The organism is Porticoccus sp. Uisw_050_02, assembly GCF_047729555.1.
Taxonomy (GTDB): Bacteria; Pseudomonadota; Gammaproteobacteria; order Pseudomonadales; family Porticoccaceae; genus Porticoccus.
The window spans coordinates 83,700-108,112 of the sequence record NZ_CP159825.1; the positions used below are offsets into that span (position 1 = coordinate 83,700).

Annotated in this window: 20 protein-coding genes and 1 riboswitch; of the genes, 15 read left to right on the top strand and 5 right to left on the bottom strand. The window is 42.2% G+C overall.

What is annotated here, in order from left to right:
• The 3 genes from ABXT41_RS00405 (at position 1) to hldE (ending at position 4,348) form a co-directional block, all read left to right on the top strand.
• Complete coding sequence (locus ABXT41_RS00405; RefSeq protein ID WP_415390865.1) at positions 1-1,758, top strand: carbamoyltransferase; 1,758 nt, start codon at positions 1-3, stop codon at positions 1,756-1,758.
• A 61-nt stretch (positions 1,759-1,819) separates the two neighbouring features.
• Positions 1,820-2,743 (top strand): glycosyltransferase family 2 protein, encoded by a 924-nt coding sequence (locus ABXT41_RS00410; RefSeq protein ID WP_415390866.1) that lies wholly within the window; start codon positions 1,820-1,822, stop codon positions 2,741-2,743.
• A 180-nt stretch (positions 2,744-2,923) separates the two neighbouring features.
• A complete protein-coding gene (hldE, locus tag ABXT41_RS00415; protein WP_415390867.1) occupies positions 2,924-4,348 on the top strand; it encodes a bifunctional D-glycero-beta-D-manno-heptose-7-phosphate kinase/D-glycero-beta-D-manno-heptose 1-phosphate adenylyltransferase HldE in 1,425 nt (474 codons plus the stop codon).
• A 26-nt stretch (positions 4,349-4,374) separates the two neighbouring features.
• On the opposite strand, the gene ABXT41_RS00420 is transcribed toward hldE, so the two are convergent.
• Together ABXT41_RS00420 and ABXT41_RS00425 are read right to left on the bottom strand one after the other, a co-directional pair.
• On the bottom strand, positions 4,375-5,172 hold the full coding sequence (locus ABXT41_RS00420; RefSeq protein WP_415390868.1) for an aldo/keto reductase: 798 nt from the start codon (positions 5,170-5,172) through the stop codon (positions 4,375-4,377).
• A gap of 2 nt (positions 5,173-5,174) precedes the next feature.
• Entirely contained in the window at positions 5,175-6,395 is a 1,221-nt protein-coding gene (locus ABXT41_RS00425; RefSeq protein ID WP_415390869.1) for an FAD-dependent oxidoreductase, read from the bottom strand.
• A 248-nt stretch (positions 6,396-6,643) separates the two neighbouring features.
• Between ABXT41_RS00425 and waaA the strand changes: the two genes are divergently transcribed.
• Complete coding sequence (gene waaA, locus ABXT41_RS00430; RefSeq protein ID WP_415390870.1) at positions 6,644-7,858, top strand: lipid IV(A) 3-deoxy-D-manno-octulosonic acid transferase; 1,215 nt, start codon at positions 6,644-6,646, stop codon at positions 7,856-7,858.
• Here waaA and ABXT41_RS00435 read toward each other — a convergent pair.
• Positions 7,836-9,251 (bottom strand): TolC family outer membrane protein, encoded by a 1,416-nt coding sequence (locus ABXT41_RS00435; protein WP_415390871.1) that lies wholly within the window; start codon positions 9,249-9,251, stop codon positions 7,836-7,838. The two genes, waaA and ABXT41_RS00435, sit on opposite strands and share 23 nt — an antisense overlap.
• A gap of 144 nt (positions 9,252-9,395) precedes the next feature.
• On the opposite strand from ABXT41_RS00435, the gene ABXT41_RS00440 reads away from it, so the two are divergent.
• The 6 genes from ABXT41_RS00440 (at position 9,396) to parC (ending at position 16,277) form a co-directional block, all read left to right on the top strand.
• Entirely contained in the window at positions 9,396-10,001 is a 606-nt protein-coding gene (locus tag ABXT41_RS00440) for an NUDIX domain-containing protein (protein ID WP_415390872.1), read from the top strand.
• 45 nt (positions 10,002-10,046) lie between these two features.
• Positions 10,047-10,511, top strand: a complete 465-nt coding sequence (locus ABXT41_RS00445; RefSeq protein WP_415390873.1) for a DUF1249 domain-containing protein — start codon at positions 10,047-10,049, stop codon at positions 10,509-10,511.
• 91 nt (positions 10,512-10,602) lie between these two features.
• On the top strand, positions 10,603-11,340 hold the full coding sequence (locus ABXT41_RS00450) for a metallophosphoesterase (RefSeq protein WP_415390874.1): 738 nt from the start codon (positions 10,603-10,605) through the stop codon (positions 11,338-11,340).
• 134 nt (positions 11,341-11,474) lie between these two features.
• Positions 11,475-12,041, top strand: coding sequence for a YqiA/YcfP family alpha/beta fold hydrolase (locus tag ABXT41_RS00455; protein WP_415390875.1), 567 nt, complete (start codon positions 11,475-11,477; stop codon positions 12,039-12,041).
• A gap of 10 nt (positions 12,042-12,051) precedes the next feature.
• Positions 12,052-13,935 carry a DNA topoisomerase IV subunit B gene (parE, locus tag ABXT41_RS00460; protein WP_415390876.1) on the top strand — a complete coding sequence of 628 codons (1,884 nt, stop codon included), beginning with the start codon at positions 12,052-12,054 and terminating at the stop codon, positions 13,933-13,935.
• An 86-nt stretch (positions 13,936-14,021) separates the two neighbouring features.
• The gene (parC, locus tag ABXT41_RS00465) at positions 14,022-16,277 is read left to right on the top strand and encodes a DNA topoisomerase IV subunit A (RefSeq protein WP_415390877.1); all 2,256 of its coding nucleotides are present in this window, start codon (positions 14,022-14,024) and stop codon (positions 16,275-16,277) included.
• 38 nt (positions 16,278-16,315) lie between these two features.
• On the opposite strand, the gene ABXT41_RS00470 is transcribed toward parC, so the two are convergent.
• Together ABXT41_RS00470 and ABXT41_RS00475 are read right to left on the bottom strand one after the other, a co-directional pair.
• Positions 16,316-16,975 carry a replication protein P gene (locus ABXT41_RS00470; protein ID WP_415390878.1) on the bottom strand — a complete coding sequence of 220 codons (660 nt, stop codon included), beginning with the start codon at positions 16,973-16,975 and terminating at the stop codon, positions 16,316-16,318.
• Positions 16,884-18,002 carry a DnaT-like ssDNA-binding domain-containing protein gene (locus ABXT41_RS00475; RefSeq protein WP_415390879.1) on the bottom strand — a complete coding sequence of 373 codons (1,119 nt, stop codon included), beginning with the start codon at positions 18,000-18,002 and terminating at the stop codon, positions 16,884-16,886. The genes ABXT41_RS00470 and ABXT41_RS00475 overlap by 92 nt, the downstream gene beginning before the upstream one ends.
• A gap of 134 nt (positions 18,003-18,136) precedes the next feature.
• Here ABXT41_RS00475 and radA point away from each other — a divergent pair, with 134 nt between their 5' ends.
• From radA to ABXT41_RS00500, 5 genes are all read left to right on the top strand, one after another.
• A complete protein-coding gene (radA, locus tag ABXT41_RS00480) occupies positions 18,137-19,507 on the top strand; it encodes a DNA repair protein RadA (RefSeq protein WP_415390880.1) in 1,371 nt (456 codons plus the stop codon).
• Positions 19,508-19,546: 39 nt separating this feature from the next.
• A riboswitch (cobalamin riboswitch) is annotated at positions 19,547-19,802 on the top strand.
• A 129-nt stretch (positions 19,803-19,931) separates the two neighbouring features.
• Positions 19,932-21,803, top strand: a complete 1,872-nt coding sequence (locus ABXT41_RS00485; RefSeq protein WP_415390881.1) for a TonB-dependent receptor domain-containing protein — start codon at positions 19,932-19,934, stop codon at positions 21,801-21,803.
• A 35-nt stretch (positions 21,804-21,838) separates the two neighbouring features.
• Complete coding sequence (gene cobO, locus ABXT41_RS00490; protein ID WP_415390882.1) at positions 21,839-22,450, top strand: cob(I)yrinic acid a,c-diamide adenosyltransferase; 612 nt, start codon at positions 21,839-21,841, stop codon at positions 22,448-22,450.
• Positions 22,451-22,476: 26 nt separating this feature from the next.
• A complete protein-coding gene (locus tag ABXT41_RS00495; RefSeq protein WP_415390883.1) occupies positions 22,477-23,532 on the top strand; it encodes a FecCD family ABC transporter permease in 1,056 nt (351 codons plus the stop codon).
• Positions 23,533-23,537: 5 nt separating this feature from the next.
• A complete protein-coding gene (locus ABXT41_RS00500) occupies positions 23,538-24,320 on the top strand; it encodes a heme ABC transporter ATP-binding protein (RefSeq protein WP_415390884.1) in 783 nt (260 codons plus the stop codon).
• Positions 24,321-24,413 lie beyond the last annotated feature (93 nt).

The following is a 24,413-nucleotide window of genomic DNA, read 5'->3' on the forward strand; positions in this document are numbered from 1 at the left end:
GTGTCTACTATTATTCTTGGTATCTCTGGCGCATTAAATCATGACGCCTCTGCAGCCCTTTATGTTGACGGAAAATTGGTTGCCGCCGCCGAAGAAGAGCGCTTTATCCGCGACAAGCATGCTAAGGGAAAAATGCCATTTCATGCAGCTAAATTTTGCTTTGAATATGCTGGTATTAGCCCCCAATCAGTAGATGTGGTGGCAGTCCCTTTTGCTCCTATCTCAATTTTATCTAAAGCTCGTTGGCATTTTGCAAAAAGGTATTGGTATGCACCTGACCGTGCTTTGGATGCGCTGTTTAATGGAAACCGACGTTATCGGCGTTACCGTGATCGAGTTTTTAACTTATTGCGTGATATAGGAATTGATTCAAAGAAAATAGAGTTTGAGCCCGTTGAGCATCATTTAGCCCACGCATCTAGCGCTTACCACTTAAGTGGTTTTAAGGAGAAAACTGCCATTATGGGTGTAGATGGTAAAGGCGAGTATGCTACTACTTTTTTTGGTTATGGTGAAAATGGAAAGATTCATAAGATAAAAGAATTTTATGATCCCGACTCTTTAGGCGGACTCTACGGTGCAATTACTGAATACCTTGGTTTTGAGATGCTCGATGGAGAATACAAGGTAATGGGAATGGCACCATATGGCAATCCAAAAAAGCATGATTTTTCACGACTAATTGAATTTGATGGTAAAAACTTTCAGATTAACACTCAGCTTATTAACACTGTAGGGTTGAGGCGTTACAAAGAAAATGGCGTGGGCTTCTATTTTAGCCCTAAGCTAATTGATTGGCTTGGTCCTAAAAGAGAAGGGGATATCGCAGATGAACCTTATATTGATTATGCCGCCACCATTCAAGACTTGTTTGAAAGTGTGGTTCTTAAATTAATGGACTATTATTTAGGGGACATTATTAAAGAAACCGGCAAGTTAGCCTTTTCCGGCGGTGGCGCCCTTAATGTTAAGTTAAATCAGAAAATTATTGCTAAAGATTATGTAAAAGAGCTATTTGTCCAGCCGGCATCTGGTGATTCCGGGACAGCAATTGGTGCAGCCTCTTTTGCTCTGATGAAAAGGGGTATACAGCCTGAAAAAATGGAGCATGTCTATTTGGGCCCTAGCTTTTCTAATGATGATTGCATAAAAGCCTGTCAGCCCCACACACAGAAGCTTGCATATAAAGTAATAGACTTCGTGCCTGAAAAGATAGCAAAAATTTTAGCAGATGGAAATCCTGTTGCTTGGTTTCAGGGAAGAATGGAGTTTGGCCCCAGAGCTTTAGGGGGCAGATCTATTTTGGGCTGCCCAAGTTCTGCAGGTGTTGCAGCGCGAATTAATGAACAAATAAAATTTAGGGAAAGATGGCGACCATTTTGTCCTAGCATGTTAGATAGAGTTGCATCTGAAATGTTTAAAATTGACCATCCTGCGCCTTTTATGACTTTTACATTTGAAGTTAATGATACTTGGAAATCTCGTGTTCCCGAAGTGGTTCATGAGGATGGGACTGCTCGTGCTCAAGCTCTGAAAAGAGAGTTTCACCCACGTTATTATGAGCTTATGGAGGAGATGGAGAAGCTGACGGGCAATGGAGTTGTTCTGAACACTTCGCTGAATAGGAGGGGTGAACCTATGGTCTGTTCGCCAGAAGATGCATTGAGCATGTTTTTTGGTTCAGATCTGCAGTATTTAATTATGGAAGACGTGCTGGTGGTCAAAAATAAGCAGCTTCTCGAGCCATTTTCTGGGTAATTTTTTCTTCAAGAAGATGCTGTAATGTTTAATTGGCACCCAAAAGCAATATGGATGAACCATGACAACTGTTGATAAAGGTCAGCTAATATTCAGTATTATTATTCCAGCCTACAATTATGCTCATACATTGGATAGAGCCATAGACTCGATATTGGGTCAGTCTGGTGATGATTATGAAATTCTAATCATTGATGATGGCTCAACTGATCATACATCTAAAATCTCAGATGGCTACTGTCAAAAATTTCCTAAAAAAATTAAGTATTATTTGCAAGACAATCAAGGGCCTGCAGCTGCAAGAAATTATGGTGTTGAGTTTTCTGTCGGGGAGTATATTTTTTTTCTTGACGCAGATGATGAAATGGCTCCTAGCCTTTTGGATTTTTTGCGAAAACGCATATTGTATAGAACTGATGTCGATGTATTTTTTGGAGACCATATCTCTGTTGGCTCAGATGGAATAGCTTCTTATAGGGCTACAAGCCCTTTGCCGCAAACTCATGAAAAGCGTTTTTCAGCATATATACTTAAAAAATTACACTTATCTCACTGCGCGAAACTTCTTCACCGTAGAGTTTTTGAGGGGGTAAGTTACCCCATTGAACTGAGAAGCTCGGAAGATATTCCTTTTATGGCTCAATTACTAGCGCTCTATAAATGTGAACTTGTGAGTGTGCCAATGGCTACCGTTCATAAACATGAAGACAGTCTGCGCCATAACACAGCTTATGCTATGGAGGTCGGAGAGAGAGTTGCAGATCATATTTTTTCTTTTGTTGCTTTACCCGATTGGGCTGCTAAGTATGAAAAAATTTATAGAGCTAGAAGATGTCTGTCCATTTTTCGAACACTGTATTTATCGGATCACAAGAAGGAGGCTTTGATTTTTTACAAGAGAGCCCTATTCTTGTCTCCATTCTTGGCCTTAAGGCCTGGGTATATAAAGAAGGCAATAGGGGGGATGGTTTTTTGGTTGAGGTAAAAAAATTAACTATTTTAGTTATTATAGCTTTTGATTTTGATACCAATGGCCATGATAATAGCTCTCAATATTAATGAGCACAGAAAAAATCAGGTTAGCTGGACTCCTCCAAGAAATATTATTTGAAACGCGCTATGCTAATATAATAGAAATGAGAATTTTTTCACAAAGGACAGCTTCATGACATTTGTTGTGCCGCAATTTGATCTAGCTCGAGTGCTCGTTGTAGGAGACCTCATGCTTGATAGTTATTGGCATGGAGTATCTACTCGTATCTCCCCTGAGGCTCCAGTGCCAGTGGTGAATATAGATCAATCCGAAGAGAGACTCGGTGGTGCCGGCAATGTGGCATTGAATCTGGCTTCGTTAGGGGCATCGGTCGTTGTTGTTGGCGTTGTTGGCAATGATGAGGATGGGAGAGCGCTTAGAGTTAAACTGGAATCTGCCAATATATGTTGCGATTTACAAATTTCAACATCTAAGCCAACAATCAAGAAACTTCGGATTATCAGCCAACATCAGCATCTTCTTCGATTGGATTTTGAAGAGCGCTTTACTGTCGAAGACTCCTCGCAGCTATTCAAGAAGGTTGAGGCTTTAATTTCCGGCTCCAAGGCACTGATTCTTTCTGATTACGCAAAAGGCTCTTTGCAAGACCCTTGTTCATTAATAAATCTAGCCCGTAAATATGAAATTCCTGTATTGGTCGATCCAAAGGGGGTTGATTTTGAGCGATATAGGGGCGCTACACTTTTAACCCCTAACTTTTCTGAGTTTCAAGCAGTAGTAGGTGTCTGCACTAATGAGCAGATGTTAGCCGAGAAAGGCGACTCACTAATGGCATCGCTAGATATAGCAGCATTATTGATCACTCGCAGCGAAAAAGGTATGACACTTTTACGACAAAATCTCCCGCCCTTCCATCTGCCTGCACGCGCTCGCGAAGTTTTTGATGTCACTGGAGCCGGCGATACTGTTATTTCATTGCTAGCAGGCGCTCTCGCTTCGGGGGCTGATATGTTGGATGCAGTCACAATGGCTAATATTGCAGCTGGAATTGTAGTAGGAAAATTGGGGACGTCGACTGTTAGTCACCCAGAGTTATGCCATGCTATGTATGCAGATCATGGTGCTGAATTCGGCGTGACAAACGACGAGCAATTAATGGCTCATGTGATCGACGCAAGAGCTAGAGGCGAAAGAATTGTATTTACCAACGGGTGTTTTGATATTCTTCATGCTGGCCATGTTGGTTATCTCAAACAGGCCAGAGAAGCAGGAGACAGACTGATTGTGGCCATCAATGCAGATGCCTCTGTCTCAAGATTAAAAGGCCTTGGTCGTCCAATTAACTCAGTAGATCGACGCATGGCTGTATTGGCGGCACTAAAGTCTGTTGATTGGATTGTGGCTTTTGACGACGAGACCCCAGAGCGCTTACTTACTCTAATTAAACCAGATGTTTTGGTTAAAGGTGGAGATTATAGCCGTAACGAAGTTGTTGGTTTCGAAATAGTTGATTCTTATGGCGGAGAGGTTCAGGTGTTAAATTACTTTGAAGACTGCTCGACCACCGCTATTGTAAAAAAAATCCAAGAGAAATAAGCACAGTATTCTCAATGGTATGTCGACTAGAGCTTTCGGGCCGATAGCTCCTTTGCTTTTGCTGCATTGTCACTTAGATGAGAAGGATTTATTGTACCTATAATTATGCTACTTACTCCTGGGTGTTCAAAAATCATTTGAAAGCCCTCTCTTACAGAATCCTCCGCCATTGATTTGACTGCATGGCCGCTAGCCAAAGCTTTTTTGATAAGCAATCCTTTGTTATGGGCAGCGCAGTAATCAATAACCGGAAGTTCATCGTTGTACTCTAGGTTCCATGCCACCATCACTCCATCTGATTTTTTTGCCGCTAAAAGTCCACCTTCTATGGTTTTACAGGACATGCCAAAAGCTTGAATCTTGCCTTCAGCTTTAAGCTGAGCAAGCATTTCTAGGGTTCCATGATTGTTGATGATATTTTCATCATCGCCGTCTGAATGCACCAATACAATATCGATAATGTCAGTGTTGAGCCTTTTCAAGCTTCGTTCAACACTGATTCGTGTGTATTCAGGCGAGAAGTTAAACTGCGATACACCATCTTGGAATTCTTCGCCAACCTTGCTGCAAATTATCCATTGATTGCGCAGCCCTTTTAGCAGTTTCCCCAAGCGTTCCTCGCTATTACCATAAGATGGAGCTGTATCGATTAAATTAATGCCAAGGGCGCTTGCTTGGGCTATTAAGTTCGCTGCATCTCGATCATCTGGAATTGTATAGCTTTGAGGGTATTTAACCCCTCGATTGCGACCAAGTTTAACTGTCCCTAAGCCTAGGGTGCTAATTTCAATTCCAGTATTACCAAAAATTCTCTTGGGAAGCAAAGCTAGTCTCCAAACGCTGTTTGCCAAGGGGTTTTGGCTATATCAGGCGAATCTAAAAAAGATAGATTAGGTGCCGGTGCTTCAGACTTCTGTAACTGCTTCGCATCTAGCAGTGCAATAACTTCATCGGCTAGATTAGGGCACAGTGTAAGTTTGGTCGGCCAGGCCACAGTAATATTAGAGTGTTTTTTAGTGCTGCTAGCAAATGCTTTATCAGGTCTGGTAAAGTTTTTTTGTCTTGGTTCGGCTCTTTCTATAGGCAATGCTGCCCATTCGGCATTAGATAGATCAACCCAAGGCATTAGCTTAAAGATCTCTTCTTCTGCATTTTGGATGATAACCTCGGGGGGTAACCCGACACCTTTTTCTGCCAAGCTGCCACCTAGGTACCAGACCTGAGTCTTTTCATCACAGGGGTGACTCGAAATGGTTAGTCTTGGTGTTTTTTCTGCCCCCAAGCAATGACCATAAAAAGAATGTGGGTAGGTATGCTTGACCATTAGCATATGCAAGGGTCGTCGTTGCATACGAGGAGAATCTTCTCCAATTTCATTTAAAATAGATTCATTGCCTTCGCCTGCAGTTAGTACGAATTGATTAGCATTTAGTGAATATTCTTGATTATTATAAAAGAAAACCAAAGATGCTTTGTTGTTAGCATCTTTTCGCCATTGCGTCTTTTCCCAGTTAATTTTAAAAATACGGCCAAGGTAATTATTGGCTAGAACCTTAACAACGCTAGGCACATCCAGAACTATATCCAATAGCTTATAAACGCTACCTTTAAATTGATTGTTTTGAAAAATAGGAGGTAGATCATCTTTAGGTACTTTATTTATACGTCCGCGAGCAGCCTTGCTTGCTAAAAACGTAGTCATTTTTGACAAGACACTTGTGCTGGACCACATGTAAAAATGATCGCTTAATTTGGCGGCACCTTTTAGATCGACATCTCCATGGCCTGCCATACATTGCTGCCAGTGGGTTGGCATTTCAGCAATAGCTTCTGATGCACCTGTTAGGGCTCCATTTAGGGTATATTTCATACCGCCATGTATCATTCCTTGGCTTGCTACAGTCTGATCGCTACCAAGAGCATTTTTTTCGAACAATATAGCATTGTAGCCTTTCCTAACTAGGCGGTTTAGCAGCCATAATCCAGCCACGCCTCCTCCAATAATAGCGATATCACAGGTCATCTGTTGTTGTTCGGTTGCGGTCATGCTAGCTGGATTCCTTTGGGGTAACTTTTATTCTAATTTTTTAAAAAAATGATTAACCAGTTATTTTTTCGAGCATTGATTTAGAAGACTAGTATAGCCCGACTAATATCATTATGCTTTCAGAAGAATTTTCGGAGTTATTAAGTTGATGCTCAAATATATTTTAATTTTTTGATTGGCTCTGTTATATGTACCGTATATTTTACACAATTCTACTTTATTTTTTAACGCCTTTGGTGGTGTTGAGAATGTTTTGGCGCGCTCGAAAAAATCCTCAATATAGTGATCGCTGGCACGAAAGATTTGGTTTTGTTCCTGAAATTGATGCGAGCCAAGAAGTAGTTTGGATACATTCTGTTTCAGTGGGGGAAACGTTGGCAGCAGTGCCGTTGATAAAAAAACTCAAGAAACTCTATCCCGATAAACTTTTGGTGATAACCACCACAACTCTTACAGGTTCAGAAAGAGTACAGTCCATTTTTTCTAGCGGGATTTATCATGTCTATGCTCCCTACGATTTACCGGATACTGTGAATCGTTTTTTGAGGCGCGTGCATCCAAGTTTAGTGATAATTATGGAAACAGAATTATGGCCAAATCTAGTTAATTATTGCCATGATGCCGACATACCTGTGATTATTGCTAATGCCAGAATGTCAGAAAAATCCTCAAGGGGATACCAAAGGTTTTCTCGACTTACAAAGAATATGCTAGAAAAAATTAATTATGTAGTGGCGCAACATGTTGATGACGGTAAAAATTTTTTGAAGCTAGGGTTGAGCGAAACACAATTGATGGTTGCTGGAAATATCAAGTTTGATGTCGCGCTAAATAGTGAGCTATCTAGTGAATCATCTAGATTAAAATTAGACTGGTCCAGTCAAAATAATCGACGAATATTTCTTGCAGCTAGCACTCATCGAGGTGAAGACGAGATAGTCCTAGATGCTTACAAGAAGATAAGAAAAAATTATCCAGAGATTTTGCTAGTTATGGTGCCGAGACACCCTGAAAGATTTTCTGAGGTAGCGCAACTCTGTTTGGAGCATGGCTTAAGTATCGTCAAGAGGAGTGATGGTGTTAGGCCAGAAATACGTGATCAGGTTTTGCTTGGAGACACCATGGGAGAACTTATGCTTTTTTATGGGGCATGCGATGTCTCTTTCGTAGGAGGGAGTTTGGTTCCATCCGGAGGGCATAGTTTAATTGAGCCAGCCATCTGGGGAACCCCACTGATTAGCGGTCCATCACTATATAATTTTTCTGAAGTATCGCGATTACTTGAAGATGCCCAAGGTATGCGTATATGTCAAGACTCCAGTAGCATGGCCAAGATTGTTCAGGAGCTTTTGGGAGATACCTTAGAAGCAGAACGAATGGGAGCTGCTGCAAAATCTGTGGCAGAAGGTAATCGAGGAGCTTTAAATAAACTGATGAAGATTATTGATGGGCAGATTTCATGACAATAATTTCCGGATCAAGCCAGTTATTTAGCTCGATAAGGTCCTTAGGACTCAACTGTCCAGACACTTCCTTGAGACGTAAGAGGCTATCAATATAGTCGTAACGAGAGTCAGCATAGTCTCTCTTAGCTTGATATAGACTTCGCTGTGCAATTAAAACATCAGCAATATTTCGAGTTCCTGCCTCATAACTTTCTTCGGTGGAAGTTAATACACTTTTTGCTGAACCTACAGCCTGTTCGCGAGCCTGCACTCGCGCCACGTTTGTGAAAACCTGCAAGTGCTGAGACTTGGTTTGCTGTGCGATGCTTCGTTTTTTGCCTACCCAAACTGCCTTCAGTTGCAAAGACTGCTGCATGGCTTGCCTTCTTTCAGCGCTTATAAGCCCTCCAGTAAAAATAGGCACACTGATTTCCACCCCAGTGCTATATCCTAAAGAGCTGCTTTCAGATGGGCTTGAAAAGGCGGTGTTGGTTTGCAGGTCTGTTCCCATAAAGTAGCTATCAGAACGATCATCATAGTAAGATATAGATCCTGTTAATTTTGGCAAATGTTCATATTTTTTTGATTTTGCATTTTGCGCTGCTGCATCTCGGGCATGACGAGCGGCCTTAAGTGAAAAATTATTTGCCAGTGCAAATTGAACCCATGCCTCTCGACCTAAGGGCTCTGGTTTTATAATAGGAAAACCGGTAGCTAGTCCGACCAGTTTTTCATGAGGCTGACCTGTCAGGACTGTTAGGCCCTCAAAAGCTATATCAAGAGCAGCTGTTGCTTCTAGAGATTTAACTTGGGCGTTATCATAGGCGGCCTTAGTTTCATGTATTTCTGTGATAGGGGTTAACCCAACCTCAAAACGTTTTTTAGCCTGGTCCAGTTGATCTCTTATAGCCTCTTCTTCAGCAATCGTTGATTCTAAAGTTTCCCTTGCTCTGAGAACTCCGTAATAAGTATCAGCGCATCTTAGTATGAAGGATTGCTGATTTGCAGAAAATTGCAATTGAGCCTCATAACTGAGCTCTTTTCCTTGTTGAAAAGAAAACCATGCGGGCAAATTAAAAATTGGCTGAGATAGCGTTATGGAGTAACTTTTTTTGTCCTGATCGGTATTGCCCTTGCGACCGAATATTGAGCTTTGACCTAAAACCGAAGTCGATGAACCTTTCCATTCATTTTCTGAGTATGTACCTATGGCATCAATATTCGGCAATAATGCCGCCCTGTTAATATTTTTTGATTCTGTTTTTGCAAGATATTCAGCTTGTGCCGCTAGCAGCTCAGAGTCGTTGCGCAAAGATACCTTATAAATCTGTAACAGTGTGTCTGCGCTCCAACATAACGGGGCCAATATGCCTAGACTGATGAGGATAAAAAAATTAGCAAAACGGTTCATTCAAATTTTTCCAATTTTGGTGCTGATGATGCTACATTAAGTCTATCAGATTTCCTCGGACTAGCCATTGCTAGAGTATTTATGTCATGAGATTTTTAAGTTTATGAAAAAAACTAACCAAAAAATTGCGTATTGGCTATGACGATGCCTAGACATAAATATAACTCTCAGGATGTTTTGGTGAAAAAGCAAGAAGAAGTGTTTTCTGGTTTTTTTAAAATGCTTCGAATTACTTTGCGCCATAAGCTTTTTTCTGGTGCATGGAGCAAACCTATTGAGCGAGAACTATTTCAGCGTAACGCTGCTGTAGGGATTTTGCTTTATGACCCTATACACAAGCTAGTGGGGCTGATAGAGCAGTTTCGGGTGGGGGCGTTAGATGAACGGAGTGGACCTTGGCTGTTTGAGGTTGTTGCTGGTATGGTTGATTCTGGGGAGTCGCTAGAGGAAGCGGCTTTGCGAGAAGTGAAAGAAGAAGTTGATATCGAAGACATCGAATTAAAGCATATTTGTGAGTATTGGGTGAGTCCTGGAGGAACGAACGAATACATGCATCTTTATTGTGGGGTCACTAACCTGATCGGCCTCAAAGGCAATTGCGGCATGAATGAGCACTCTGAGGATATTTCTCTGCATATCATTGCTGAAGATGATGTATTCTTATGTTTAGAAAAAGGACAATGCAACAATGCGGCAACTACAATCTCTTTGATGTGGCTACAAAAGCAGTCCAATAATTTTTTTAGCTAACCATTTTATACCTGTGTCGATATGACCAAGTGTGGAGCAAGTCGTTTGATAGCGAATATTAGAGCCCAATATAAGATAGACCTTCATGGCTATATGGCTGATGGCGATGCTAACTATGCTCGGCTATTAAAGTTATTCCCTAAGATTGATGAGGCTGATCAGCGCAAGATCTACGTTTGTAGCGCAGGCAAGCATATCTTGCGATTTCAGGTGTTAGAAAGAACGCCCTATACAACGTTGATAAAGCTTGACGAGGAAACGGGTACATATGTCCCATGCAAAAGATTAGATTCATGGTTGAAATTGCCTCTCTTGAAATTAAGACTGTACCACGATGCGAAGATGGCAGAGGTGGTGTCCTGTGATGGAGTTAGGCATATTCGCCCACGCTACGAGTATTTGAATAAAAATAGGTATCAGCCGGATGAAAAAGCTCAATGGAATCAATTTCTCTCAGAATGGTTAGCGTATTGTCTTGAGTTTGGGTATGACCCTGTTTCAGTGTTTTAGATTTTCTGTCTTTTCTTGAGACCCAAACAGCATCTGATTGAAGGTATGTGAGGTATTTGGGCGCCAAAGAAGTAAACTGAAGAGAGATATTATGGTGCGGCTTGTACAGATTACAGATTGCCATTTGGGCGCAGAAAAAAATTTTATATCGCATGGCGTAAATACTTACGAGAGTTTCTCTAGAGTACTGCATGAAATTACCACTAAATTGCCCCCCTCCTTAATTATCGCTTCGGGTGACATTTCTTCTTCGGGCGAAGAATGCTCGTATCAACTTTTTTCTGATGTAATGGAATCTTCATTGATACCCTATAGATGGCTTCCTGGTAATCATGACGATTTTTTGATGATGAGCAATATAATTGTGCAGCCCTTTGTTCGGGTAGAAAAGCAAGAAAACTGGGCTGTTGTTTCTTTGGTTAGCGCCGATCCTGGAAACGTGGCTGGCGTAATTGCAAAAGATGAAATCGAGCAGCTAAGGAGTTTATTAAAAAATTGCCAGAATTATTTTGTGCTGCTCTTTGTTCATCATCACCCTGTGAGTATAAATTCCAGGTGGCTGGATGAGCACTGCATATCAAATAACTGGCAAGTTGAAGAAATATTAGCTCAATATGATAATGTAAGGGGGGTATTTACCGGCCATGTCCATCAAGAAAGAGTTACTAATTGGAATGATTTGCTTGTTTATAATACCCCCTCAACTTGTTTTCAGTTTGCTAGTGATGCTGAACGTTTTCAGTTGGGTGAAAAAGCGCCTGGTTATCGATGGATTGAGCTATATCCGGATGGCTCTTTTGATACAGGAGTGAATTATCTGAAAGCCTGATATGCAGACATGAGCTAATTTTGAGAAGGCTATATTTATTGTCTTTAATTGCGTAAAACTACTTTGATTTATCTGTTCTCTTGAAAGAATTTATATCACTATAATGCCTTGATGTAGAAAAACTCTGGTGGGTTATGACAATAATTTATATTCATGGGTTTAACAGCTCTCCAGCTTCTTTGAAGGCAAGGCAAACTAAGGATTGGCTGGAAAAATCATCTTTAGATCGCAGCTTTCTGTGCCCGGCGTTAGATGGCAATACGTTTATTGCAATTGACCAGCTGCAGGCCATTATTGATCAGTGCAGGGAGCCTGTTGGGCTCATCGGTAGCTCTTTGGGCGGATATTATGCAACCTGGCTCGCTAAAAAATATGGCCTAAAGGCGGTACTTGTTAATCCAGCCGTCCGTCCGTACGAGTCTATGAGTGAGTACTTGGGAGAAAACACCAATTACCATTCTGGTGAGCGTTATATGCTAAACCAGAGTCATATTGACATGCTTCGAGATTTGGATACCAAAGAGATATGCGTGCCAGATAGTATCTGGGTGTTGCTTCAAACAGGTGATGAGGTGCTAGATTATCGTCAGGCGAGGATGAAGTATTCTCATTGTATTTTGACTATCGAGCCTGGCGGCGATCATAGCTTTCAAAATTATACGCGGCATTTACCTGCCATTATTGATTTTTTACAACCATAGTCGATTTTTTATGAGTAATTACACGGCAGAAGACATTGAAGTTCTAACAGGACTGGATCCGGTAAGAAAGCGCCCAGGAATGTATACGGACACAACACGACCAAATCACCTGGCTCAAGAAGCTATAGATAATAGTGTTGATGAGGCTCTTGCGGGTCACGCTACAAAAGTAATGGTGACACATCATAAAGACGGGTCTTTGTCTGTTTTGGATGATGGGCGCGGCATGCCAGTGGACATTCATCCGGAGCAGGGTTTGCCCGGCGTAGAGGTGATCCTTTCTACGCTACACGCTGGGGGAAAATTTTCTGGAAAAAATTATAAGTTTTCTGGTGGTCTTCATGGGGTTGGTATTTCTGTAGTTAATGCGCTTTCATCTAGATTAGAGGTTACGATTAAGCGTGATGGTAACGTATATCATATGGGCTTTTCTGGTGGAAATAAGTCGTCTGAACTAGAAGTTGTAGACAGCTGTGGGAGGAGAAATACAGGCACTTTGGTGCACTTCTATCCGGATCCACAGTATTTTGATTCGATAAAATTCTCTATTGCACGACTCAAGCATGTGTTGAGGGCAAAAGCAGTGCTTTGTGCGGGGCTAGAGGTGAATTTTAGTGATGAAAGCACTGGTGAAACTGATACATGGTTGTATGCAGACGGACTAAAAGATTATCTTCAGGGGGCAACAAAAGAATGGGAAGCTATCCCCTTAGAGGCTTTTGTAGGAAGTTCTTCCACTGAAACTGCAGCCGTTGACTGGGCTGTACAATGGTTGCCTGAGGGGGGAGATGTAATTCAAGAGAGTTACGTTAATCTAATACCGACAGTGCAAGGGGGAACTCATGTTAATGGCTTCCGAACCGGACTGCTGGATGCTATGAGAGAGTTTTGTGAATTTCGAAATTTATTGCCACGGGGGGTTAAGCTCACTCCTGAAGACATATGGGATAGATGTGCATTCGTGCTGTCCTCTAAATTAGCCAATCCACAGTTCTCAGGTCAGACCAAAGAACGCCTATCCTCTCGTGAGGCCGCATCGTTTATTTCCGGCATTATAAAAGATGCCTTTAGTCTTTGGGTTAATCATCACACAGAGGACGCTGAGCTCTTGGCGGAGTTATTTATAAATAACGCCCAAACACGTCTTAAGGCCAGTAAAAAAATTGCAAGAAAACGAGTGACCGCAGGCCCTGCTTTGCCAGGAAAACTTGCAGATTGCTCTTCTGGCAGCCCGGAACGCTGTGAGATATTTTTAGTAGAAGGTGATTCAGCTGGCGGCTCCGCTAAGCAAGCAAGGAGTCGCGAATTTCAGGCAATCATGCCTCTAAGAGGGAAAATATTAAACACCTGGGAGGTTGATAGCGAGGAAATTTTGGCATCTCAGGAGGTTCATGATATTTCAGTCGCCTTGGGGATTGATCCGCAAGCAGCAGATCTTAGCAGCCTAAGGTATCATAAAGTATGTATTTTGGCGGATGCAGATTCCGATGGATTGCATATTGCTACACTCCTCTGCGCTTTATTCGTTAAGCATTTTCGTGCAATGGTCGATGCGGGGCATGTATATGTTGCAATGCCACCATTGTATAGAATAGACGCCGGTAAAGATGTATTTTACGCCTTGGATGAAAGCGAAAAACAGGGTGTTTTAGATAGAATTTTAGCAGAAAAAAGAAATGGAAAAGTCAACATACAGCGCTTCAAGGGGCTGGGTGAAATGAATCCTATGCAACTACGTGAGACCACTATGAATCCTGATACACGCCGTTTAGTCCAGTTGACGGTAGAAACAGGTGACAATACCAATCAGATGCTCGATATGTTGTTGTCTAAGAAGCGCGCAAATGATAGAAAAGTGTGGCTTGAAGAAACGGGAAATTTAGCGGAGATTTAGTGTTCCGCCTTCATGATATTTAATGTGCTATTTCGGGCAGAAATCGCTCTTAAAGTAAAATTTGATCAAGGACTGATGATAAGGATATGACAGAAACATTGTTGATTGGCGAAACCCCGGAACAAACACCCCTTCAGGATTATGCTGAAAAAGCATACCTAGATTATTCAATGTATGTGATTCTTGACCGCGCATTGCCTAATATTGGGGATGGCCTTAAGCCTGTTCAAAGAAGAATTATTTATGCAATGAGTGAACTGGGACTGAAGTCCACAGCAAAGTACAAAAAGTCTGCACGAACGGTAGGCGACGTGATTGGTAAATTCCATCCTCATGGCGATAGCGCAGCTTACGAAGCCATGGTTTTAATGGCCCAGCCGTTTTCCTACCGCTATCCGCTAGTTGATGGTCAGGGAAATTGGGGTGCGCAAGATGACCCCAAATCTTTTGCAGCAATGCGTTATACCGAGTCTAAGTTAGCTAAATTTTCAGATATTTTGTTGGGCGAACTAGGCCTAGGGACTGTTGATTGGAAACCAAACTTTGATGGGACGCTAGATGAACCGATAGTAATGCCAGCTAGAGCTCCGCATGTACTGTTAAACGGCACTACAGGTATTGCTGTAGGTATGGCGACGGATATTCCCCCTCATAATTTGAGAGAATTGATCGGTGCTTGTGTCCATCTACTTGACGAGCCCAAGGCAACTCTAGAGGATTTATGCGAGTACGTTAAGGGGCCTGACTACCCCACGGAATCTGAGATTATTACGACTCATGAGGATATCTTAAAAATCTATGAAACAGGTCGTGGTAGTTTAAAAATGAGAGCGATATGGCATAAAGAGGACGGCGATATCATCTTGACGGCCTTGCCTCATCAAACTTCAGGTGCAAAGATCTTGGAGCAGGTAGCCGCGCAAATGAATGCAAAAAAATTACCTATGGTAGCCGATCTTAGGGATGAATCTGACCACGAGAACCCAACTCGACTAGTGATTGTTCCAAAGTCAAATCGAGTAGATCTTGAAGTTTTAATGAACCATTTGTTTGTTACGACTGACCTGGAGAAAAGCTATAGAGTCAATATGAACATGATCGGCATTAACGGCCGACCAGAAGTAAAATCGTTAAAAATTATTTTGTCTGAATGGCTCACATTTCGCTTGGAGACTGTTAAGCGACGTATAGCCTATCGTTTAGATAAGGTAGAGAGGCGATTACACCTCCTAGATGGGTTATTAATAGCCTTCCTTAATATAGATGAAGTGATTCAGATAGTGCGGAGTGAGGATGAGCCTAAAGCTGTATTGGTTCAACGTTTCGACTTGAGCGACATACAATCTGAGTACGTTCTAGATACAAAATTGAGACAGCTTGCGCGATTAGAGGAATTTAAAATTCGAGGAGAGCAGGAAGAGCTTACCAAAGAGCAAGAAGGATTAGAGAAAATTCTTGGTTCTGCTCAGCGCTTAAGGACGCTGGTAAAAAAAGAATTATTAGAAGTAGCAGAAGAATTTGGCGACAAAAGAAGATCCCCTCTTGTAGAGAGAGTCGAGGCGAAGGCTTTCAGTGAGGCCGATTTAGTGATTTCCGAGCCAGTGACCGTTATCCTATCTGACAAGGGTTGGATTAGGTCAGCAAAAGGGCATGATCTTGACCCTCTTTCACTTAATTACAGGGAGGGCGATAATTTTCTCTGTGAGGCAAAGGGCCGTAGTAATCAAAATGTAATCTTATTGGATTCCGAAGGGCGCACATACTCCGTCCCTGCGCACTCTCTTCCCTCGGCGAGAGGCCATGGTGAGCCGGTAACTGGAAGATTGAATGCAACTTCTGGTGCAACTTTTAATGGTTTGATTATGGGGGAAGATAGTCAGCACTTACTTTTAGCAACTGACGCAGGTTATGGGTTTGTGGCAAAACTTGAAGATCTGCATACAAAAAATCGTTCAGGTAAATCAACAATTTCTGTTCCCAGAGGGGGGAAAGTACTTGCGCCGAAGCTGGTGCCTAACATTCATCAAAGTTTAGTGGTCGTTGTAAGCAATGAAGGGCGTATGCTAATTTTTCCTCTTGCAGAGCTGCCGCAGCTTGCTCGAGGTAAAGGTAATAAACTGATAAGTATTCCGTCTTCTAGACTTCAGTCAAGAGAGGAATTTATGGTTGCTGTCACTGTTTTTGATCAGCAACAGACCCTCCTAGTTTTTTCTGGAAAACGTTACTTAAGTCTCAAGCTGCCAGATTTAGAGCATTATCGGGGAGAAAGAGGTAGGCGAGGCAATAAGCTACCGAAAGGTTTTCAGAGGGTAGACAAAATAGAAGTTAAACCTTTGGCGTGACATAAGCTTATTTAGGTGCGATAGTTTTTATGTATTGCTTACTTGAAGCCTAATTCATTTTTTAATGATTTGAGCCTAAGTTTGAGTTCCGTTTTACTTAACGGAACCGTCTTCTCTTCCTGTTCTGAAAGGATAGGGGCAGTCAATTTTCTTCCCTGAGAGATTTCTCGACAGATACGACGATAGTTTTCTAAGTATGCTGGGTAGCTACTAGATTCTGCTTCGTTAGTCAGACGATACCAGCCAGTGTCTTGGCCTGCATGGTAAATCGCCAAATGTGACCACTTCGCATCACATTTTGGGGAGGCAGCATTGCACGCTTCTATGTATGCTTTTTTGGGGCTTGGCAGGCTCCCGTCTTCACTAGACATTTCGCAGCACTGCAGCATACGATTTAGCGTCGGTAGATAGTCCGAGGTCTCTATGATTTTTTTTGCCCCCTGCAATATCTGCCTTTCTGTAAAATAGGAGAGAGTATCCAGCCACAAACGTTTGGCTTGATTGAGCACATCGGTGTCACTATATGCACTATAAAATTGATTATGATAATTTACTCTAAACAGAGCAAACACCTGGTTGATAGCATCTATAAGTTTAGATGAGTGCTTAGCTGCTGGCCCAGCTTCTGTCACTGAGCTCGTCGATGAGGTTACTACCTCTTGTACTGTTTGATCGATTAGATCGTTGTTTGTTGTCATTATATGTCACCTGCGAAGAAGCTGATTGCTGTCGAGACCACTCTCGTTTCACCTGCTGTAAAAATTTTGTGTTCCATGAAGTGTGCGCCTGAGCACTTTCTCTCCAATAGAGGGTAAATTCAGGTGATAATCGCTCTGCAAAATCTCGAGGGATATTTGCTAGGACTAAAACCTCATAAAGCTCCTCGCTGGGCTGCCAGTCTCGGGGTATTGGTCTGGGATCAGAATCTTGTTCCATTGTAGCGCTAAATTTCGCCCATTGGCGTTTAACATGCATCACAAAACGACTATTCCAGGTATTGGAGGCATCCCCGCGTTCTGCCCAATACAGCATAAACTCCGGTATGGCATCTTCAATGAAATTATGATTAATCCCTGCCTGCCGTACAAGGATATCCATAGCATCTTCAGAGGGCATCCAGTCGGTACTCATCCGAACTTGTAGGTCAAGTTTTTTACTCTCTGTTTGATGATTGCGCCACAAACGCAACACATGCTTGATGAATTTTGAACCCCAGCTAAATTGAGGATCGTTGCGTTCTGACCAGTAGGTAATAAACTCTGGCAACTGATCACTGATAAATTGAGCCGGTATATTGTATTGCCCTAACTGTCGCAAAACATCTTTTTCTGGTGACCATGATTGCGATAGGGTTTTTGCGCCTTGCCTGTGATGGGAATTGTCTGTCATAGGTTTCCCAATAGCAGGTTGCTGTTTTGAGGCTTCTTTCTCATTAAAAGCAAAACGAAGTTCGCTGCTCTCAAGTAGTGGCGAGGAGGCAACTAATAGGACACCCTTATCGCGAAGACTATAGACCAGACGTTGTAATATTTTGATATCCCAAAAAGGTGTAATTTTTTGGAGTTGATGTATGTTTACAGTAGCCCAGCAATAATCATCGTTTGATTCTTTTTCGTTGTGATATAGCAGCTCATTTAATGCTTGAAGTAGGACAGCTTCCTCTAGTCCAATTGTGGCTGCCAGAGGAATTGAAATGGTAAGCATTTTTTCAGATATTAATGACATATCAAGTACCTTATCAGAAATATCAAAGTAAGTTTATTTAAAGAATCAAAGATAGCTAGTTTCTTCTGCACATGTCGGAACTTCTTTCTGATGTCTCGTGATAAACTTATTATTATTCTCGGAGGCTCTTTAAAGTGGCAAAACAGAAAATATCGTCTTATGTGTGCAATGATTGCGGTGCCGATTTCAACAAATGGCAGGGTCAGTGCGCTGAATGTGGCGCATGGAACACTTTGACAGAGCTGAGGATAGGGTCCTCTAAAAATTCCTCTGTTATGCGTAATGCCGGTTTTTCAGGTGCAGCGAACGGTTCAATCAGTGTGCTGTCTGAAATCATGCTTGATGAGGTGCCTAGAATCATAACCGGAAGTGTCGAGTTTGATTTAGTTTTAGGTGGAGGCCTAGTTCCTGGCTCATGCATCTTAGTCGGTGGTGAGCCTGGTGCAGGAAAAAGTACGTTATTACTACAACACCTTTGCAGTCTGGCTCAAAACCATAAGTCTCTCTACGTAACCGGGGAAGAGTCGCCTCAACAGGTGGCAATGCGAGCCAGTCGGCTTGAACTACCGTCAGATAAACTACAAATTATGGCTGAGACTTCAGTAGAGGCTATTTGTGCTGCTGCCATACAGTATCAGCCAAAAATATTAGTAGTAGACTCCATCCAAGTCATGCATTTAGATGATGTAGCTTCTGCCCCTGGAAGTGTATCTCAGGTCAGAGAAAGCGCCGCAATGCTTATTCGTTATGCTAAAGAGACAAATACTGTGCTTCTGTTGGTAGGACATGTCACAAAGGATGGTGTGATTGCTGGGCCGAAAGTTTTAGAGCATATGATCGATTGCTCCATGATGCTTGAGAGCTCTAATGATAGCCATTTTCGAACACTTCGTTGCAATAAGAATCGCTTTGGCGCCATAAACGAACTAGGTGTTTTTGCAATGACGGACAAAGGTCTTAGAGAGGTGCCTAATCCTTCGGCAATTTTTTTACAAAGAGGAGATGAAGTGGCTTCTGGTAGTCTGGTGATGGTGATCTGGGAAGGCACCAGGCCATTGTTGGTTGAACTACAGGCGCTAGTGGATCCAAGTCATTTAGGCAATCCTCGGCGAGTCACTGTAGGTTTGGATCATAATCGCCTGGCCATGCTATTAGCTGTTTTGCACCGTCATGGTGGTCTGATGGTTGGCGATCAAGATGTCTTTGTAAATGTAGTAGGCGGAGTGAAAGCTCTCGAGACTAGCGCCGATCTTGCTTTAATCCTTGCTGTGATCTCTAGTTTTCGAGATCGCCCATTACCAAGAGACCTAGTTGTATTCGGTGAGGTTGGGCTTTCTGGTGAGATTCGTCCAGTACCGAATGGTCAGGAACGTTTAAGGGAGGCTGTAAAGCATGGCTTCAAAAGAGCTGTTGTCCCAGCAGGAAATGCCCCCAAAAAAGCTATCCGTGGAATGGAGGTTATCGCTGTACGTAAACTAACAGATGCCATCGAAGCCCTCGACTGAATGTCGATTGACTTTTAGAGCTCATCTCTGTAACTTGGCGAGCATTGTTTATCTGTAGGTGTCCAATTTATAAGTCTGTAAATTGGGTGAAACGGGAAATCAGTGAGTTGAAACCCAGTAATGCTTGGGAGTTGACGATTCTGATACTGCCCCCGCAACGGTAAGTGAGAAGATTTGCTTTTAACTAGTAGATCTAATGCTAAATCAAGCAACCACTGTACTAAAGTATGGGAAGGTGATTTAGCAGGGAAACCACTCATGAGTCCGGAGACCGGCCTATAGCTACACATAACGAACTGCGGGGAGCGGTGGCGTTAGTTTTGGTATAGGTTTTTTTTAATCCTATACTCATCTCTTCGTTATTTCTTTCGCGTGGATATTACTTAAATCCGCATTTGTTCGGGGACGAACATAACGAGGTCACATGAAAACTAAATTTTTTTTTGGTGCAGTTATTCTTGCTGTTACTGTTTCTATTCCAGTGTCTGCAGAAACACATAGTGCAGAAGTTATAGTTACGGCAACACGTACATCACAATCTATCGCCCAGACGCTCTCATCAGCCACCGTAGTCAGTGCTGCTGATATCGAGAGATACCAGCCAACCGATCTACTTGATTTATTTCAGCATGTCCCTGGCATTGATTTAGCTCGGAATGGAGGAGCAGGATCAATTCCTAGTCTATTTATTCGCGGTTCAAACACAGGACACGCCTTATTTTTAATCGATGGGCAACGTTTTAATTCTGCTGGCCTAGGTAGTACATCTTTTCAATTTATAGATCCCAGCCAGATAGAACGTATAGAAATTGTACGTGGTGCAAAATCAAGCATTTATGGTAGTGATGCAATAGGCGGAGTAATTCAAATATTTACCAAGAAAGGTGATTCTAAACCTTCAACAATGATATCTACTGAGGTGGGGTCTAACGTCTTAAAAAGAACTGCCATATCAACGCGTGGAGCATACAATCAGTTGCGTTATTCGCTAGATGCATCATATTTGGAAACAGATGGAATAGACGCACAGCTAGAAGATAGGGAGCAGACTCGAGATAATGACGGCTATAGAAATCGTTCAATTAACGCTAACTTTGGATATACATTTGATAATGGAGTGGATGTAGGGTTAGGTATTTTAGAGGCCAATTCTCGTAATTATTACGATAATGCATCTGACGGCTCACGTGGAACTGATCCCTATTCAGATAACACCATACAAAATATAGGATTTAATATTAGTGCCCCTTTAACAGATTGGTGGCAATCTAAAATTTCTATAGGTCGATCTATGGATGACATTGATGATACTAATGCTGTAGATGGGTCACATTTATCAAATTTTCGTACAACTAAAGATCAGTATTCTTGGCAAAATGATATCGAAATATTTGACGGTCAGCTGGCGACATTTGGTGTCGATCTTTATGATGACGAGTTAATCGCTAGCACAACATATACTGATACTCAGGGTGCTTTAGTTAAAGAAAGAATGAATCGTGCATATTTTGCTCAATATCAAGGAAAATTCTCTATTTTTGATTATGTTCTAGGGTTTCGCGAGGACGATAATGAGGAGACTGGCAAACAGGATACTAGTAACTTTGCCTTAGGGGCACAGCTAGGAAAGAGCCATCGAGTGACGATAAGCTGGGCAGAAGGCTTCAAGGCACCGACCTTCAATGATTTATATTGGCCAATTGGAGCCTATGGTGCTGGTAATCCAGATCTGCTTCCAGAGGATTCTGAAATCTTTGAGCTAGGAGCTAGGGGAGATTATTCCTCATGGAAATGGGAAGCTTCTATTTATCAAAATCGCATCGATAATCTTATTGACTGGGCCGAAGCTGGTACAGCGGAATATCCATCTCAATGGGTCCCTAGTAATGTCTCCAGTGCTAAAATTAAAGGTGGTGAATTTAGTGCCGATACAAATATTGGTGGATGGGATATTACTACCAGTTTTTCTTATACCGATCCACGCAATCAAAAAACAGATAAGATGCTTCAAAAACGCGCCAAAAAGAAATTTACTTTCGATATTGATCGTAGTTTTTCTCGTCTGGATGCAGGATTATCCTTCAATGCAACTAGTAAGCGCTATACTAATACAACTAACACCGCGAATTTAGGAGGCTATGGTCTATTAGATTTTCGTTTAAGTTACCAGCTCGCCGAAAAGGTTAAGATGCAGTTGAAAGCTAATAATGTGTTCGATAAGCATTACAGGACTGCTAGTGAAAGCTATCATATGGATGGCTCTAATTGGGTGTTAAAATTCACTTATACGCTTTAACTAATTGGCTCTTGAGCTGACTTTGGAGTAATTTCATGACAGAGACTGAAAGCCAGGCTGAGCGCCAAAAGCGCAAAATGCAAAAATTGAAGACAAAAGTTGATCAACATGTTGCAGCCTGTGACCAAGAAAGAGGGGTTATGATCCTTCTTACTGGTGATGGCAAAGGTAAGAGTAGCTCAGCTTTTGGAATGGTTATGCGCTCTCTTGGTTATGGATATAAGGTTGGCGTGGTTCAGTTTATTAAAGGTCAGCAGCTGTCAGGCGAAGAGCTCTACTTGAGGGATTCTTGCCCTCAAGTAGATTTTTATCAGATGGGTACTGGATTTACGTGGGATACGCAGGACCGTGATGCAGATATTGCTGCAGCTAAAACTACATGGGAAGTAGTGGCGCCTATGTTGCGTGATGAGAGCTATCATCTGGTAATCATAGATGAATTAACTTATATGCTGAGCTATAAGTATCTTGATGAATCTATGGTAATTGATGCCTTATCGAATAGGCCAGCAACCCAGAGTGTCGTAGTTACAGGTCGTGGCGGCACCTCTTCTTTGAAAGAGATAGCGGATACCGTCTCAGAGATAAAAGATGTGAAGCATGCATACCATGACAACATAAAAGCTCGAAAAGGAGTTGATTATTAACTGGGGCTAAAGTCAGAGGAATATAATTGAGAGAGACGAAAGCCCGAAAATTTACATTGATGCTCTTGTTGGCACTACTACCAGCGATGATCGGCGCTGCCTTGGTTGGGCCTGTTTTTATTTCTCCTATCAAGCTGATAGAAGTGCTGGCTGGCTGGTTAGGGCTAGGTCAACCCGCATTAGACCAGATTAGCGTTCAGCAAGAAGGGGTAATTTTTTCTGCTATCCGGTTTCCCCGGGTAATTCTTGCTGCATTGGTGGGCATTTGTTTGGCAAGTTGTGGGGCAGTGATGCAAGGGTTATTTCGTAACCCTCTGGCTGATCCCTCATTGATAGGTGTTTCCAGCGGTGCTTCTGCAGGCGCTGGATTAGTAATTGTATTTGGTGGCGCTTGGATTCATGGCAGCAGTTGGTTTGGGCTTACTTTTGTTGCTTTTGGAGCTTGCATGGGTGGTGCCTTAGCCGTCCTTCTCGTCTACCGTTTGGCTACATCTTCTACGGGTACTTCAGTTCCAACAATGCTCTTGGTCGGCATTGCAATTAGCGCTTTAGCAGGGGCTTTGAATGGAATATTTAGCTTCGTTGCAGATAATGAAATGTTACGCCGCATGAGCTTATGGCAAATGGGTAGCCTAGATGCAGCTAATTGGCCTCGCGTCGCGATAGCTGGTTGCGCTGTTGTTTTGCTGATTTTTGCCCTTCCGAAACAAAGCCGGGCACTTAATGCATTACTGCTGGGCGAGTCAGAAGCGCGCTACCTAGGAGTAGATGTGGAGAGAGTCAAGCAGCGAATTATTTTTCTCACTGCAATAGGAGTGGGAATATCAGTTGCTGTGGCTGGAATGATTTCATTTGTGGGCCTTGTTGTGCCACATTTAATGCGCATGATGATTGGCCCTGATCACCGATATCTCATTCCTAGTTCGGCTATAGCCGGAGCAATTTTATTAGTAGTTGCTGACAGCTTTGCGAGAGTCGTAGTGGCTCCAGCCGAACTTCCGACCGGCATTTTGACCGCACTTTTGGGCGTTCCATTTTTCTTTTGGCTCCTAACAAAAAATCATCATAGAGCAATGAGATAACAGTCATGTCCTTAATAGCTTCTAGGTTGTCACTCAGTTATTCAGACATTCCTTTTTTGAGAGATATTAATCTTTCTGTGTTGCCAGGAAAAATTACTACAATAGTCGGTCCTAATGGCGCAGGGAAAACCACATTGCTACAGTGTCTGGCGAACGAGATTTCCCCTACTTCAGGCTCGGTAACTCTGAATGGCCGAGATATCAGAGATTGGCCATCAGTTGATCGAGCTATAATGTTATCTATTTTACCCCAGCATTCATTTCTAGATTTTCCTTTTACTGCTGAAGAAGTTGTGATGCTAGCTAGAACTCCTCATGCGACTGGTGCAAACATAGATCAAAAAGTGGTGGCTGATGCACTAAAGGTTGTAGATGGTAGTTATCTATCGAAACGGCTATACACCGAACTGTCGGGAGGAGAAAAACAACGCATTCATTTGGCGCGAGTTTTGGCTCAAATTTGGCATCCGCATACAAAAGAGTCTTGTCAGGCGCGTTTCTTGATCCTAGATGAGCCGACTTCCTCTTTTGACCTAGCACATCAAAAATTAACTTTGAAGATTATAAAAAATTGCGCTGAAGAGGGTATTGGTATTCTGTTGGTGATGCATGATTTAAATTTGGCAGCAGAGTGCTCTGATCAGATAATACTTTTGGAGTGCGGAGAAATAGCAATGATAGGTACTCCAGAAGAAGTTTTTACTGTAGAGGCAATCAACAAAGTATTTAATGTAAAAGCTAATATTGGACAGCATCCTGAAACTGGAAAATTATTAGTAATAATATAGTTAATCTTTAGTCCTATTTTTTTATATTAGATCAGGGCTGTTGTTTTTTTGAGGAGTAAGTTGTTGAGGACCCATACGGCTAAGAGATCCGCG

Excerpts from the sequence above, each read along its gene's own strand:
- ABXT41_RS00410 (WP_415390866.1), top strand. The coding sequence starts at position 1,820 with ATGACAACTGTTGATAAAGGTCAGCTAATATTCAGTATTATTATTCCA.
- hldE (WP_415390867.1), top strand. The coding sequence starts at position 2,924 with ATGACATTTGTTGTGCCGCAATTTGATCTAGCTCGAGTGCTCGTTGTA.
- ABXT41_RS00425 (WP_415390869.1), bottom strand. The coding sequence starts at position 6,395 with ATGACCGCAACCGAACAACAACAGATGACCTGTGATATCGCTATTATT.
- waaA (WP_415390870.1), top strand. The coding sequence starts at position 6,644 with ATGTTTTGGCGCGCTCGAAAAAATCCTCAATATAGTGATCGCTGGCAC.
- ABXT41_RS00435 (WP_415390871.1), bottom strand. The coding sequence starts at position 9,251 with ATGAACCGTTTTGCTAATTTTTTTATCCTCATCAGTCTAGGCATATTG.
- ABXT41_RS00440 (WP_415390872.1), top strand. The coding sequence starts at position 9,396 with ATGCCTAGACATAAATATAACTCTCAGGATGTTTTGGTGAAAAAGCAA.
- ABXT41_RS00450 (WP_415390874.1), top strand. The coding sequence starts at position 10,603 with ATGGTGCGGCTTGTACAGATTACAGATTGCCATTTGGGCGCAGAAAAA.
- ABXT41_RS00455 (WP_415390875.1), top strand. The coding sequence starts at position 11,475 with ATGACAATAATTTATATTCATGGGTTTAACAGCTCTCCAGCTTCTTTG.
- parE (WP_415390876.1), top strand. The coding sequence starts at position 12,052 with ATGAGTAATTACACGGCAGAAGACATTGAAGTTCTAACAGGACTGGAT.
- parC (WP_415390877.1), top strand. The coding sequence starts at position 14,022 with ATGACAGAAACATTGTTGATTGGCGAAACCCCGGAACAAACACCCCTT.
- ABXT41_RS00470 (WP_415390878.1), bottom strand. The coding sequence starts at position 16,975 with ATGACAACAAACAACGATCTAATCGATCAAACAGTACAAGAGGTAGTA.
- ABXT41_RS00475 (WP_415390879.1), bottom strand. The coding sequence starts at position 18,002 with ATGTCATTAATATCTGAAAAAATGCTTACCATTTCAATTCCTCTGGCA.
- ABXT41_RS00485 (WP_415390881.1), top strand. The coding sequence starts at position 19,932 with ATGAAAACTAAATTTTTTTTTGGTGCAGTTATTCTTGCTGTTACTGTT.
- cobO (WP_415390882.1), top strand. The coding sequence starts at position 21,839 with ATGACAGAGACTGAAAGCCAGGCTGAGCGCCAAAAGCGCAAAATGCAA.
- ABXT41_RS00500 (WP_415390884.1), top strand. The coding sequence starts at position 23,538 with ATGTCCTTAATAGCTTCTAGGTTGTCACTCAGTTATTCAGACATTCCT.